This is a genomic window from Neorhizobium petrolearium (genome assembly GCF_029854435.1).
Taxonomy (GTDB): domain Bacteria; phylum Pseudomonadota; class Alphaproteobacteria; order Rhizobiales; family Rhizobiaceae; genus Neorhizobium; species Neorhizobium petrolearium.
Map to the genome: position 1 here is coordinate 3,487,273 of NZ_CP123000.1, position 13,360 is coordinate 3,500,632.

Annotated in this window: 16 protein-coding genes; 11 read left to right on the forward strand and 5 right to left on the reverse strand. The window is 62.1% G+C overall.

Features of this window, described 5'->3' with window-relative positions; all coding sequences use genetic code 11:
* The first annotated feature begins 184 nt into the window (after nucleotides 1–184).
* The 6 genes from QEO92_RS17210 (at nucleotide 185) to QEO92_RS17235 (ending at nucleotide 5,461) form a co-directional block, all read left to right on the forward strand.
* The gene (locus QEO92_RS17210; RefSeq protein ID WP_227703825.1) at nucleotides 185–1,081 is read left to right on the forward strand and encodes a metal ABC transporter substrate-binding protein; all 897 of its coding nucleotides are present in this window, start codon (nucleotides 185–187) and stop codon (nucleotides 1,079–1,081) included.
* Nucleotides 1,082–1,083: 2 nt separating this feature from the next.
* Nucleotides 1,084–1,971 carry a manganese/iron ABC transporter ATP-binding protein gene (locus tag QEO92_RS17215; protein ID WP_052183050.1) on the forward strand — a complete coding sequence of 296 codons (888 nt, stop codon included), beginning with the start codon at nucleotides 1,084–1,086 and terminating at the stop codon, nucleotides 1,969–1,971.
* Nucleotides 1,952–2,812, forward strand: a complete 861-nt coding sequence (locus tag QEO92_RS17220) for a metal ABC transporter permease (RefSeq protein ID WP_227703826.1) — start codon at nucleotides 1,952–1,954, stop codon at nucleotides 2,810–2,812. Before QEO92_RS17215 ends, QEO92_RS17220 begins: the two co-directional genes overlap by 20 nt.
* Nucleotides 2,809–3,642 (forward strand): metal ABC transporter permease, encoded by an 834-nt coding sequence (locus QEO92_RS17225; protein ID WP_280107454.1) that lies wholly within the window; start codon nucleotides 2,809–2,811, stop codon nucleotides 3,640–3,642. Before QEO92_RS17220 ends, QEO92_RS17225 begins: the two co-directional genes overlap by 4 nt.
* Before the next feature lie 46 nt (nucleotides 3,643–3,688).
* Nucleotides 3,689–4,090, forward strand: a complete 402-nt coding sequence (locus QEO92_RS17230; protein ID WP_037155749.1) for a MarR family winged helix-turn-helix transcriptional regulator — start codon at nucleotides 3,689–3,691, stop codon at nucleotides 4,088–4,090.
* A gap of 75 nt (nucleotides 4,091–4,165) precedes the next feature.
* Nucleotides 4,166–5,461 (forward strand): MFS transporter, encoded by a 1,296-nt coding sequence (locus QEO92_RS17235; RefSeq protein ID WP_227703827.1) that lies wholly within the window; start codon nucleotides 4,166–4,168, stop codon nucleotides 5,459–5,461.
* 202 nt (nucleotides 5,462–5,663) lie between these two features.
* On the opposite strand, the gene tal is transcribed toward QEO92_RS17235, so the two are convergent.
* Entirely contained in the window at nucleotides 5,664–6,629 is a 966-nt protein-coding gene (tal, locus tag QEO92_RS17240) for a transaldolase (protein WP_037155744.1), read from the reverse strand.
* 176 nt (nucleotides 6,630–6,805) lie between these two features.
* Between tal and QEO92_RS17245 the strand changes: the two genes are divergently transcribed.
* Nucleotides 6,806–7,789 carry a sugar-binding transcriptional regulator gene (locus QEO92_RS17245; RefSeq protein ID WP_227703828.1) on the forward strand — a complete coding sequence of 328 codons (984 nt, stop codon included), beginning with the start codon at nucleotides 6,806–6,808 and terminating at the stop codon, nucleotides 7,787–7,789.
* Here QEO92_RS17245 and QEO92_RS17250 read toward each other — a convergent pair.
* Together QEO92_RS17250 and QEO92_RS17255 are read right to left on the reverse strand one after the other, a co-directional pair.
* A complete protein-coding gene (locus tag QEO92_RS17250) occupies nucleotides 7,786–8,667 on the reverse strand; it encodes a methylated-DNA--[protein]-cysteine S-methyltransferase (RefSeq protein ID WP_227703829.1) in 882 nt (293 codons plus the stop codon). The genes QEO92_RS17245 and QEO92_RS17250 overlap by 4 nt on opposite strands.
* Before the next feature lie 65 nt (nucleotides 8,668–8,732).
* Nucleotides 8,733–9,215 carry a DUF2244 domain-containing protein gene (locus tag QEO92_RS17255; protein WP_227703830.1) on the reverse strand — a complete coding sequence of 161 codons (483 nt, stop codon included), beginning with the start codon at nucleotides 9,213–9,215 and terminating at the stop codon, nucleotides 8,733–8,735.
* Nucleotides 9,216–9,251: 36 nt separating this feature from the next.
* Between QEO92_RS17255 and nth the strand changes: the two genes are divergently transcribed.
* Nucleotides 9,252–10,037 (forward strand): endonuclease III, encoded by a 786-nt coding sequence (gene nth, locus QEO92_RS17260; RefSeq protein WP_227703831.1) that lies wholly within the window; start codon nucleotides 9,252–9,254, stop codon nucleotides 10,035–10,037.
* On the opposite strand, the gene QEO92_RS17265 is transcribed toward nth, so the two are convergent.
* Nucleotides 9,996–10,580 (reverse strand): TetR/AcrR family transcriptional regulator, encoded by a 585-nt coding sequence (locus QEO92_RS17265; RefSeq protein WP_227703832.1) that lies wholly within the window; start codon nucleotides 10,578–10,580, stop codon nucleotides 9,996–9,998. The genes nth and QEO92_RS17265 overlap by 42 nt on opposite strands.
* Before the next feature lie 89 nt (nucleotides 10,581–10,669).
* On the opposite strand from QEO92_RS17265, the gene QEO92_RS17270 reads away from it, so the two are divergent.
* Nucleotides 10,670–11,095, forward strand: coding sequence for a VOC family protein (locus tag QEO92_RS17270; RefSeq protein WP_227703833.1), 426 nt, complete (start codon nucleotides 10,670–10,672; stop codon nucleotides 11,093–11,095).
* Here QEO92_RS17270 and QEO92_RS17275 read toward each other — a convergent pair.
* Nucleotides 11,092–11,805, reverse strand: a complete 714-nt coding sequence (locus QEO92_RS17275; RefSeq protein ID WP_227703834.1) for a sulfate transporter family protein — start codon at nucleotides 11,803–11,805, stop codon at nucleotides 11,092–11,094. The two genes, QEO92_RS17270 and QEO92_RS17275, sit on opposite strands and share 4 nt — an antisense overlap.
* A 155-nt stretch (nucleotides 11,806–11,960) precedes the next feature.
* On the opposite strand from QEO92_RS17275, the gene QEO92_RS17280 reads away from it, so the two are divergent.
* Together QEO92_RS17280 and QEO92_RS17285 are read left to right on the forward strand one after the other, a co-directional pair.
* A complete protein-coding gene (locus QEO92_RS17280; RefSeq protein WP_227703835.1) occupies nucleotides 11,961–12,434 on the forward strand; it encodes a carboxymuconolactone decarboxylase family protein in 474 nt (157 codons plus the stop codon).
* Entirely contained in the window at nucleotides 12,434–13,291 is an 858-nt protein-coding gene (locus tag QEO92_RS17285; protein ID WP_227703836.1) for a sigma-70 family RNA polymerase sigma factor, read from the forward strand. Before QEO92_RS17280 ends, QEO92_RS17285 begins: the two co-directional genes overlap by 1 nt.
* Nucleotides 13,292–13,360: the final 69 nt, after the last annotated feature.

Here is a 13,360-nt window from a genome sequence, read left to right on the forward strand (position 1 = left end):
CCCACGGCAGCCGATGCCGACGCAATTTGGAACAGCCGCCGATCCCGGCAGGTCCGGGCCAAGGCCGGCGATGACCCCGCGGCAAATGCATCCTTGTTGCGAATGAGTTGCAATAGCGTTGACAACCAAGAAATATTTGTTACTTGGTATTGCGACTTAGTCGCAAAAAAGGTTTGATCCGCTCATGAGATATTTCCATCCTGTTCTTCGACTGGCTCTGGCTGCCGCCCTCTTCTCCCTCCCCGTGGCGGGGCAAGCGCAGGAAAAGCCGAAGGTGGTGACTACCTTCACCGTGATCGCCGATATGGCAAAGAATGTCGCAGGCGATGCAGCCGACGTGGAAAGCATCACCAAGCCCGGCGCGGAAATCCATAACTACCAGCCCACCCCCCGCGACCTCCTGCGCGCCCGCGATGCGGATCTGGTGCTGCGCAATGGCCTGAACCTCGAACTCTGGTTCGAGAAGTTCCTCACCAATTTGGGCGATATCCCGAACGTGACGGTCTCCGACGGCATAGAACCCATGGCGATCGCCGGCGGCGCCTACCAGGGAAAGCCGAACCCGCACGCCTGGATGTCGCCGGAAAACGCGGTGATCTATGTCGAGAACATCCGTAAGGGGCTGACCGAAATCGACCCGGCCCATGCCGATGTCTATGCCGCCAACGCCAAGGCCTACACGGATAAGATCAAGGCGCAGGTCCAGCCGATCCGCGATGAACTCGCCGCCCTTCCGGAAGACCACCGCTGGCTGGCGACGAGCGAAGGCGCCTTTTCCTATCTCGCCCGCGATTTCGGTCTCAAGGAGCTTTATCTCTGGCCGGTCAACGCCGACAGCCAGGGAACGCCGCAGCAGGTGAAAGCCGTCATCGACGCCATGCGCGAGCATGACATCAAGGTGATCTTCAGCGAAAGCACTGTGTCCGACAAGCCGGCCAGGCAGGCCGCTTCCGAAACCGGCGCCCGGTATGGCGGCGTCCTCTATGTCGACTCGCTGAGCGAGACGGACGGTCCGGTGCCGACCTATCTCGACCTCCTCCGCGTAACGACGGAAACCATCGCGAAAGGCCTCTCCCAGTGATGATGGGCAAGAAGAAACCCGAGGCCGCCGGCCTTGATGTAAGCAATGTCACGGTTGCCTATCGCAACGGCCTGACGGCGCTGAGACACGCGACCTTTACCGTGCCGAAAGGCACGGTCACTGCGCTGGTGGGCGTCAACGGCGCCGGCAAGTCCACGATCTTCAAGGCGATCATGGGGTTCGTGCCGCTGGCCGAAGGTTCCGTCGAGATCTTCGGCATGCCGGCCCGGGAGGCGCTTAGGAAGAACCTCGTCGCCTATGTACCGCAGGCCGAAGAGGTCGACTGGGATTTCCCGGTCCTCGTCGAGGACGTGGTGATGATGGGCCGCTACGGGCACATGAACTTCCTGCGCATCCCTTCGCGCCGCGACCACGAGATGGTGACCCAGGCACTGAAGCGGGTAAACATGGAGGAATACCGCAAGCGCCAGATCGGCGAGCTTTCCGGCGGCCAGAGGAAGCGTGTCTTTTTGGCCCGCGCGCTCGCGCAGGAAGGCCAGGTCATCCTGCTCGACGAGCCCTTTACCGGCGTCGACGTAACCACCGAGGAACAGATCATCACGCTCTTGAAGGCGCTGCGTGACGAAGGCCGGGTGATGCTGGTCTCGACCCACAATCTCGGCAGCGTGCCGGAATTCTGCGACCGAACCGTCTTCGTCAAGGGCACGGTGCTCGCCTATGGCAAGACGGAGGACACGTTCACTGAAGCCAATCTTGAAAAGGCCTTCGGCGGCGTGCTGCGCCATTTTGTCCTCGGCGGCTCCGATCTTCACGAAGATGCCGACGAAAGAAGGATCAAGGTCATCAGCGACGACGAACGGCCCTTCGTCACCTATGGCAACGGCAAGGGTGAATCGAAGGAGAAGGCGGATGCTGCAGACGCTTCTTGAACCCTTCACCTATAGCTACATGCTGAACGCCATCTGGGTCAGCGCCCTGGTGGGTGGTGTCTGCGGTTTCCTGTCCGCCTATCTGATGCTGAAAGGCTGGTCGCTGATCGGCGACGCGCTCTCCCATTCCATCGTTCCAGGCGTTGCCGGCGCCTATATGCTCGGCCTCCCCTTCTCGCTCGGCGCCTTCATCTCCGGCGGACTGGCGGCCGGCGCCATGCTCTTCCTCAACCAGCGGACGCGATTGAAGGAAGACGCCATCATCGGGCTCATCTTCACATCCTTCTTTGGCCTCGGCCTTTTCATGGTGTCGCTCTCTCCGACCTCGGTGAACATCCAGACGATCGTGCTCGGCAACATCCTCGCCATCACGCCGGAGGACACGCTGCAACTCGTCATCATCGGCGGCGTCAGCCTCGTCATCCTGACGCTCAAGTGGAAGGACCTGATGGTCACTTTCTTCGACGAGAACCACGCCCGCACCATCGGCCTGAACCCGGACTTCCTCAAAATACTGTTCTTCACCCTGCTGGCCGCCTCGACCGTCGCGGCGTTGCAGACGGTCGGCGCCTTCCTCGTCATCGCCATGGTGGTAACGCCCGGCGCGACCGCCTATCTGCTGACCGACCGGTTCGAGAGACTGATCCTCATGGGCCTTGCGATCGGTGCCGCGACCAGTTTCGTCGGCGCCTATCTGAGCTATTTCCTGAACGGCGCCACGGGCGGCATCATCGTCGTGCTGCAGACCGCGTTGTTCCTGCTGGCCTTTCTGCTCGCGCCGAAACACGGCATGCTCGCTGCCCGCCGCCGGCTGCGCCGCACCCTGGAGGAAACGCCGTGAGCGACTTCATCGACCTCGCAACCTTCCCCTTCCAGATCGATTTCATGCAGCGTGCCTTCATCGTCACGCTGATGATCGCGCTGCCGATGGCGATCCTCTCCTGCTTCCTGGTGCTGAAAGGCTGGTCGCTGATGGGCGACGCCGTCTCGCATGCCGTGCTGCCCGGTGTGGTGATCGCCTATATCCTGTCGATCCCGCTTTCGGTCGGCGCCTTCGTGGCCGGCATGATCTGCGCGCTCGCGACCGGCTTCTTGAAGGAGAACAGCCGCATCAAGGAGGATACCGTTCTTGGTATCGTCTTTTCCGGCATGTTCGGGCTGGGGCTGGTGCTCTTCGTGAAAGTGCAGAGCGACGTGCATCTCGACCATATCCTGTTCGGCGACATGCTCGGCATCCTGCCATCGGATCTGGTCGAAACCGGCCTCATCGCGCTGGCGGCCATGCTCTTCCTGGTGATCTTCCGCAAGGATCTGCTGGTGCATTCCTTCGATGAGCAGCACGCCCGGGCAATCGGCCTGCCGACGCGACTCCTGCATTACGGCCTGCTTGCGGTGCTCTCGCTGACGGTGGTGGGCGCGCTGAAGGCGATCGGCATCATCCTCTCCGTGGCGCTCCTGGTTGCTCCTGGCGCAATCGCCTTTCTCCTCACCCGGCGGTTCACCCCGATGCTGCTGACGGCAGCTGCCATCGCGGCCGGCTGTTCCCTTGCCGGCATCTATATCAGCTTCTTTCTCGACAGCGCACCGGCCCCGACCATCGTGCTTCTGATGACGGCACTGTTCATCGGAGCATTCGTCAAAACGACGATCAAGGCGCGGGCGACAGTGTAAATCAGCCCTCTTGCGCAAATCACACTGTGGGTATATACCCGCATGCATGCCAAGCGAAACCTGCCACTGTATTGTGCTGCGCCAAGCCTCTCGAAAGGTCTCGTCCTATTATGACGAGGCACTGGCGCCGCTCGGCGTGAACATCGGCCAGTTCAGCCTGCTCCGCAACATCAGGCGGCTGGAGCCGGTCTCGCTTACCGAACTTGCCGGCAAGGTGGAGCTTGACCGCTCCACCGTCGGCCGCAACACGAAAGTGCTGGAGCGCATGGGTCTCGTCACGATAGGCCACGGGGAAGACCAGCGGGAAGCGATGCTGACGCTGACCGACAGGGGCCACGACCTGCTTCGGCAAGGCGCCCCCCTCTGGGACGGCGTTCAGGAGGATATCGAGGACCGGCTTGGACCGGAAAAGACGAAACAATTGCTGGAGCTGCTCAAGGAGCTCTGATTTTTATATTCTAAAGCGGGCATATACCCGAATTATCTGCTGCGGATGCGGCAAGGATCAGGAAAGGGACTAGACATGATCTCCACCAGCGCCGCACGATGGATGGCCGGCAGAGACCTCCACTACGGATGGGTGGTCGCCGCGACCACCTTCCTGACCATGCTGGCAACCGCCGGCGCCATGGGGTCGGCGGGCGTGATGATCCAGCCGTTGCACCAGGAATTCGGCTGGGACATTGCCGACATCTCGTCGGCCATGGCCGTGCGCCTGGTGCTCTTCGGCCTGCTCGGCCCCTTCGCCGCCGCCTTCATGAACCATTTCGGCATCCGGCAGGTGGTGGCGACAGCCTTGGCGCTCATCATGGGCGGCATCGTCGTCTCGCTGTTCATGACAGAGGTCTGGCAACTTGTCCTTCTCTGGGGCGTGGTGATCGGCGTCGGCACCGGCATGACCGCGCTGGTCCTGGGAGCGACGGTCGCGACCCGCTGGTTCTCCAAGCGCCGCGGCCTCGTCATCGGGCTGATGACGGCAAGCAACGCCACCGGCCAGCTCGTTTTCCTGCCGCTTCTGGCCGCGATGACCGAAGCCTATGGCTGGCGCTCGGCGCTGACGCTGACCGTTGCAGTCATCGCCGCCGCGATGGTGCTGGTCCTGTTGTTGATGCGCGATCATCCCGCCGACGTCGGACTGCCGGCATATGGCGAGACGGCAGTATCGAAGCCGCCGAAGCAGGACCACAAGCTGCTCGCGACGCTTGCCTCCCCGCTCGTCACCCTCTACAGCGTCGCCGGCAACCCGGTCTTCTGGGTTCTGTTCGGCACGTTCTTCGTCTGCGGGCTTTCGACGAACGGGCTCATCCAGACCCACTGGATCTCGATCTGTGGCGATTTCGGCATGGCCGCCGTGACGGCCGCCAGCACACTCGCGGTGATCGGTATTTTCGATTTCTTCGGCACGATCTTCGCGGGCTGGCTCTCCGACCGGTTCGACAACCGCTATCTGCTCTTCTGGTTCTACGGCCTGCGCGGCCTGTCGCTGATCTACCTGTCCCTCTCGGGTTTCAGCTTCGTGGAACTGTCGGTCTTCGCGATCTTCTACGGGCTTGACTGGGTGGCGACCGTTCCGCCGACCGTGAAGCTCGCCGCCGAAAAGTTCGGCCGCGAGAAGGCCGGCCTCGTCTTCGGCTGGGTATTTGCCGGCCATCAGATCGGGGCTGCCACAGCCGCCTTCGGCGCCGGTTTTTTCAAGAGCGACTTCAACACCTATATGCCCGCCCTGCAAATCGCCGGAGTGATGTGCATGATCGCCGCGATCTCGGTTCTCCTGCTGAAGAAGCCGGGCTCCGCGACCATAGTGCCGCAGGCGGCTTGATTTGTATGCCCCTCATCCGGCTGCCGCCACCTTCTCCCCGTTTTCACGGGAGAAGGACATATGCCGCGCCGGTTTCCTTCACCGTGAACGTTGCGTTAGGCACGTCCCCTCTCCCCGCGAGCGGGGAGAGGGTGAGGGGCAATTTCACAAGGGAAAGGCCCGGATCGCTCCGGGCCTTCTGCTTGTAAGCCTGTCGAAACGATCACGCAGCCGCGAGCGTCAGCTCCTTGCGGACCATCTGGCGCAGCGCCACGAGGTCCTTGGCGAAAAGGCGGATGCCATCGGAAAGCTTTTCCGTCGCCATCTGGTCCTCGTTCAGCATCCAGCGGAACGTCTTCTCGTCGAGCGACTGGAGCGGCTCGGCCTTGAACGTGTCGGGCGAAAGCTTGCGCGTCAGCGTGCCCGTATCCTTGTCGAGCTCCTCGAGCAGCGCCGGGCTGATCGTCAACCGGTCGCAACCGGCCAGCGCTTCGATCTCGCCGGCATTGCGGAAGGAGGCACCCATGACGATCGTGTTGATATTGTTCGCCTTGTAGTAATTGTAGATCTGCCGGACGGAGAGAACGCCCGGATCGGTTTCGGCCGTATAATCCTGGCCGGTCGACTTCTTGTACCAGTCGAGAATGCGGCCGACGAAGGGCGAGATCAGGAAGACCTTGGCCTCGGCGCAGGCGATCGCCTGGGCCATGGAGAAGAGAAGCGTCAAGTTGCAGTCGATACCTTCCGTCTGCAGCACTTCCGCTGCGCGGATGCCTTCCCAGGTGGAGGCGAGCTTGATCAGGATGCGGTCGCGGTCGATGCCGCGCTCCTTATAGGCGGCGATGATGGAGCGTGCCTTGGCGATCGATGCTTCCGTGTCGAAGGAAAGGTCGGCATCGACCTCGGTCGAGACGCGACCGGGCACGATCCCGGCAAGCGCGGCGCCCACGTCGATCGCGAGCCGGTCGGCCACGGCGGACACGACCGCTTCTTCCTGACCGCCCTGCTTGCGCCCCCAGGCGATCGCTTCTTTCACCTTGTCGGCGAAAACGGGCGTGCCGAGCGCCTTGAGCACGATGGTGGGGTTGGTGGTGCAATCCACGGGCTTCAGGCGGGCGACCGCCTCGATATCGCCGGTGTCGGCGACGACCGTGGTCATGGAACGAAGTTGCTCTAGTTTCGACGTCATCCGGGTAATCCTCGATATCAATCTTAACGCTTCAGGCGCAATTTTGCTCCCAGCGCACCCTCAGGGACTATCGTCCCTCGGCGGCCGGGAAGTCAAGACATTTGCCCTTCGGAATTGACATATGTTTCACATGAGCCAATATCGTCGGATATTGAACCATGCCCGCCGGAGGCCCATTGGCCAAGCTCAGACGCGAGACCCACACCGCCTATTCCGAAGCCGGCTCGCTGAGGCTGCGCGCGGCCTGGCTCTACTATAACCAGGGTCTGACACAGAAAGATGTCGCGGAACGGCTCGGCATCAGCCGATCGACGGTGATCCGCCTTCTCGACGAGGCGATGAAGCGTTCCGAAGTGCAGATCTGGATCAGCGAGGGCATCGACACCTGCGTCGAGCTCGCAACCCGGCTGGAAAAGGCATACGGGCTGGACGAGGCGATCGTGGTCCCGGCGCCGCGCGACGAGAGCGCAACGGCGATGGCAAGCGCCGTCGGCCTGGCGCTCGGGCAGTTCCTTTCCGAAGTGATACAGAATGACATGACGATCGGCGTGGGCTGGGGCCGCACCATGACCGCCTCGCTGTCGAGCTTCCGCCCGCCCAGGCGCGAGAACTGCAAGGTCGTCTCGCTGCTTGGCGGCATCGTCGCCGTGCACCAGACCAACCCGATCGACTATACATGGCGGTTCGCGGGCCATCTTGGCGCCGAATGCTACATGTTCCTCGCGCCGCTGCTCGTGGATTCGGTCACCACCAAGCGGGCGCTGATCGACAAATGCGGGCTGAACACCATTTACGACCTTGCCGAAAACCTCGACCTCGCGGTGGTGAGCTGCGGCGATATCGGCCCGCATTCCACCTCGCTTTCGGAGGGCTTCATCTCCAGGGCGGAACTCGACCGGCTGATCGCGGCCGGCTGCGTCTGCGACACCATGTTCAACTTCCTCGACGCTGAAGGCAACTCGGTCGATCACAAGCTCAACGAACGGGTAATGTCGATCGACCTCGACACCCTGAAAAAGGCAAAGCACATCGTGCTTTCCTCCGGCGGCGCACACCGCGCCGTCGCCATCCGCGCCACCATCCGCCGCATCGGCTGCAATACGCTGATCACCGACGAGACGGGGGCGAGGGAACTGTTGAGACTGGCCGGAGAGGCTTAGGCATTCCCCGCTTCCCAGCCGAGGATCGCCCGCTTGCGGGTGAGCCCCCAATGGTAGCCGGTGAGCGCGCCGCTTTTTCCGACCGCCCGGTGGCAGGGCACAACGAAGGAGACCGGATTGGCCCCGATCGCGGCGCCGACCGCGCGGCTCGCGGTCGGCTGGCCGATATCGCAGGCGACATCCGAATAGGTGACCGCCTTGCCGAACGGGATTTTCAACAGGCTCTGCCAGACCCGCACCTGGAAATCCGTGCCGATCAGAACGACCTTGAGCGGCTGATCGCAGGACCATTGCGCGCGATCGAAGATACGGCTGACATAGGGCGCGGTGGCCTCCTGATCCTCGATATACGCCGCATTCGGCCAGCGACGGGCCATGTCCTCGAAGGCGGCCTTTTCCCCATCAAGATCGGCGAAGGCAAGCCCAGACAGGCCGCGATCCGTCGCCATGACGAGCGCTACGCCGAAAGGCGACGGGTGGAAACCGTAACGGATCGTCAGGCCGCCGCCGCGTGCCTTCCATTCGCCGGGCGACATGGCTTCGTGGGTGACGAAAAGATCGTGCAGACGGCCGGGGCCGGACAAGCCCAGCTCGTAGGAAGCTTCGAGCAGCGGCATCTCCTCCTTGCCGAGCAGGCGCTTGGCATGATCGAGCGTCACGGCCTGCAGGAAAGCTTTCGGCGAGAGGCCGGCCCAGCGGGTAAAGACTTTCTGGAGCTGGGTGGGCGACTGGCCGAGTTCTGCGGCGATGGTTTCAAGCGACGGCTGGTCGCGGTAGTCGAGCGTGATCAGCTCGATGACACGGCGGACGGTCTCGTAATCGGAATCCTCCGGCGTCACATCGATGACGGGCTGAGTGATCTGAGCAAAAGCGTTCATGACATCTCTCCTTTCGCTCATAAATGTCCCTTCGGCTTCGCCGAAACCACCCGTTTCTTGCCGGATCATAACCTTTGTTTGACAGTTGCCAACGCGCCCCGAAAGGCTTTCGCAAAACTCTCGCGATCGTCCGGATTGAGAAACGAACCGATATCCGTGAAGCGTCCCTCGCCCGTCACATACATGGAGGTGATCCCGAACTCCTGGTGACGATTGACGCGGAAGCGCGCCCAGAACGGATTGAAGCAATGCTCCACCATGCGGCCGGCCGGCGAGAACTTCCTGATCGACAGATGGGTACGCGAGACCATCACTTCCTCCCGCGCCCGGCCGGAGCGATAACTCATCTTCAGCGCGAAATAGAGCAGGAGAAAATCGAACCCGAAGAAGAAACCGATCGGCCACGCACCGGTGATCAGAAAGAAGGCGCCGTAAAGGAAACAGATACTGCCGGACAGCATGAGCACGACATGGAAACCGCGCCGGCCGAGCGAGCGATGCGGCGTGAGTTCGGCGGCAAAAACGGGTTGATCGTTGCAAACGTCCACGTTGCTTTCCTTCGGACAGGCTGGCTATACAGGGATATGGCGACTCCGAAACCCAAATCCAGCACCAGCACCTTGCAAAAGTCAAATCACGCGTCGGCACGCAAGCCGAAGCGCTTCAGATCCGCCTATTCAAAAGCGGAGCTGGAGGAAATCTTCCGCCGCTTCTCCGTGCAGCGGCCGGAGCCGAAGGGCGAGCTGGAGCATGTGAATCCGTTCACGCTGGTGGTTGCCGTGGCGCTCTCGGCGCAGGCAACCGATGCGGGCGTCAACAAGGCGACAAGGGCCCTCTTCAAGGTGGCCGATACGCCGGAGAAGATGCTGGCACTCGGCGAGGAAGGCGTCACTCAATATATCAGGACGATCGGGCTCTACCGCAACAAGGCGAAGAACGTCATTGCGCTGTCGCGCTTGCTGATCAATGAGTTCAGTTCCGAAGTACCGAAGACCCGCGAGGAGCTGATGCGGCTGCCCGGCGTCGGCCGCAAGACGGCGAATGTCGTCATGTCCATGGCCTTCGGTATCCCGACGATTGCCGTCGACACGCATATCTTCCGGCTCGCCAACCGGCTGCTGCTCGCCCCCGGCAAGACACCGGACGAGGTGGAACAGCACCTGCTCAAGGTCATTCCGGACCACTATCTCTTCCGCGCGCATCACTGGCTGATCCTGCACGGGCGTTACACCTGCAAGGCGCGAAAGCCCGAATGCGAGTGCTGCATCATCGCCGACCTCTGTCGTTCGCCCGAAAAGACCTGCGACGTGCCGGCACCGCTCGCCGAACTACCGCCGCAGGTGATCGGCGTTGCAGAGGCCGTCGAGTAGAGCCGCGATCGCCGCTTCATATTCCTCGCGATTGCCGCCGCAATCGATGGCGATCGCCGCGCGCTCGAAAGCGGCCGAGATCAGCACCGTCAGCGGATCGAGCAGGGAGAGCAGGTCCGAGCCGGCCAGCAGGTGGGAAAGGCCCATCTTGAGGCCCGCTTCCGCAGGGTCCTCGCCTTCCCCGGAATCGATCGCAATCTGGGCCGGTGCCTCCCGCAACAGGAGCCGCGTTCGGCCCGGTGCCGCCATGGCATCGAAATAAGCGGAGGCACCCTGCAGCAGAGCGTCCCGCGCCGATGAAGCCTCCGCGGAGCGTGCCTCGATATCTGCCGCGACGTGATCGGCTTCACGCTCGATTACGGCCCAGAACAGAGCCTTCTTGTCAGGAAAATGATGATAGAGAGCGCCGCGCGTAACCTTGGCCGCCGCGGCGATCTCGGGCGTTGCGGTCTCCGCATATCCCTTTTCGATAAAGAGCGCCCTACCCGCATCCAGAAGAGCGGTTCGGGTCGCGTCCGTGCGTTCGCGATTGCTGCGCGCCATATTTTTTCTCCCCATGTTTACATACAGACAGAATGTATCTATAAAACATACAGGCTGAATGTATCTTAAGCGCACGGAAAGGGAAAGCTATGAAATCGACCAGCTATTATCCCGTCATCATGACCGACGACGTCGGCGGAACGGCGGCCTTCTACGTCGAACACCTCGGCTTTGAGGCTCTGTTTTCGGCAGACTGGTATGTGCATCTGCAATCGGGGGAGAGCGAACACGTGACACTCGCCATCCTCGACGGCAGTCATGACACGATCCCGGAAAGCGGCCGCGGCAAGGTCTCCGGTCTCATCCTGAATTTCGAAGTGGAGGATGTCGACTCGGTCTACGCCCGCCTCAAGGCGGCCGGCCTGCCGATCCGGCAGGACCTCCGCGACGAGGATTTCGGCCAGCGGCACTTCATCACCGCCGATCCGAATGGCGTGCTGATCGATGTGATCACGCCGATCATGCCAAGCCCGGAATTTGCCGCCCTCTACGACACATCCGCTCTGCCCACCTAACCCCTGAACGCCGGATCGCGCTTCGAAATCATCTTGTGGAGATGCACCATCAGGCCGGCCGCGAAGAGCGGCGTCAGAAGGTTGACGATCGGGACCGCCAGGAAGCAGGCGATCAGGAGCCCCGCCATGAACACGGTCGAGGCATGTTTCGCGCGGAAGGCGCGGGCCTCCAGCGGCGACCGGAAACGCATCGCCGCGAATTCGAAGAATTCCCGGCCGAGCAGGTAACCGTTCACCAGGAAGAAGGCGACCAGGTTGATACCGGGAATGAACAGCAGGAAAAGCGCGATAATGTTGCCGACGATGACGACGCCCAGGAACTTGATGGAACTAGCGACCGCCTCCCCGAGCGGCATCGCCTTTCCGGGCGGATCGTTGGGGTAGTCGCGTTTTTCGACCACCTCGGCGACATCGTCGAGGAATAGACCGGCGATCAGCGCGGTGATCGGCGCGATCAGAAGCGCCAGCGCCAGCGCCAAACCGATCCCGGCGGCAATCGCCGCAATCAGGGTGAGCCAGCCGGTCCAGTCGGGCATGTCGGGGAAGAAAGCCGCGAACCACGGCCAGGCGTAGAGAATGAAAATCTCGCGCAAGGCGAACCAGATGCCTACGAGCACGAGGATGGTGAGCCCCAGCGTCTTCCAGAAGACGGCGCGCGTCTCCGGCGCGAAAAGGTTGATCAGCGAAAGGCGTGCGGCGTCGAGGATCATCGGCGTCTCCAGTTAAGCGGGAAACATGTAGGTTCAGGAAGGTGCCGGAGCAAGCGTCAGTCGGATGGGGCGCCACCAAGAAAATTTTGTGGGGCATGTCACACCGGCAAATCCTGTCTCGTCATGGTGTCGTAACCAACAGAAGGAAACCGACCATGACTGCCAAGATTGATGTCTTCTCCGCCGCTCCTGCGCTGATGAAAAAGTGGATGGGAGTATCGGTCGATGTTGCCGCGAGCCTCGAGCCGAGCCTCATCGAACTCGTGAAGATCCGCGCCTCGCAGATCAACGGCTGCGCCAACTGCATCAATATGCACACGGCGGAAGCCCGCGCACAGGGCGAAACCGAACAGCGCATCTATCTCCTGTCTGCCTGGCGTGAAGCGCCTTGCTATTCCGATCGCGAACGTGCTGCGCTAGGCTGGACCGAAGCCTTGACCCGGCTTTCGGAAGGACATGCGCAGGAAAGCGCCTATGAAGCCCTGTGGGGCCATTTCACGGCGGAGGAACAGGTGAAGCTCACTTTGATGATCAATGTCATCAACGGATGGAATCGCCTCGCGGTCGGCTTCGGCCTTTGGTTCGAACCCGCAGTCGCGAAGGCCGCCCAGGCGGACGTGGCCGCGTGATGGCGGATCTTGGCCAAGAGGATGCAGCGGCGAGCTTCGATCCGCTGCGTCCGAAGCTCATGCGTGTCGCCTACCGCATGCTCGGATCGGTGGCCGATGCGGAGGACATGGTGCAGGAGGCCTTCATCCGATGGATGAAGGCCGACCGGAGCGAAGTGCGCGAGCCGGAAGCGTTCCTGCGCCGCACGGTGACGCGCCTCTGCCTCGACCAGTTGAAGTCGGCGCGACGCCAGCGCGAGACTTATGTCGGCCCCTGGCTTCCCGACCCCGTGGTGGAGGAGGACGAAGAGGAGGACGTCACATTGCCGCTGATGCTGGCACTGGAGCGCCTGTCGCCGCTCGAACGGGCGGCCTTCCTGCTGCATGACGTGTTCGGTCTCGGCTTCGAGGAGGTCGCGGCGACCATCGAGCGTGACGCAGCCGCCTGCCGCCAGCTCGCCACCCGTGCCCGCACCCACGTTCGCGAGGCGAGAGCCCGCTTCCAGATCGACAAGAAGCGGGGTGTCGAGCTTGCCGAGGCTTTCTATGCGGCCTCGCGCAGCGGCGACATGAAGGCGCTTGGCGCGATGCTGGCGGCCGATGTCAGCGTTCATTCGGATGGCGGCGGCAAACGCCCGGCAGCCGTGAAGCCCAGCTTCGGCTTCGATGCCGTGATGCAGTTGCACGAAAATCTGGCGGCTCTCTTCCAGAAGCACGGTTCGAAACTGGTGCGTGCCGGCTTCGTCAACGGCTTGCCCGGTTTCGTCACGCTGGAGGCGGACGGCGAACTCCAGACGACCGCGCTCGACATCGAGGACGGCAAGATCACGGCCATCTATGTGGTGCGAAACCCCGACAAGCTGAGACATCTGCATTAGCAACCCTCTCTGCTTTGAACGTGATTTGGGCCGTCAGACCGTGTATGATCGCCGCCACATGGACGGGAG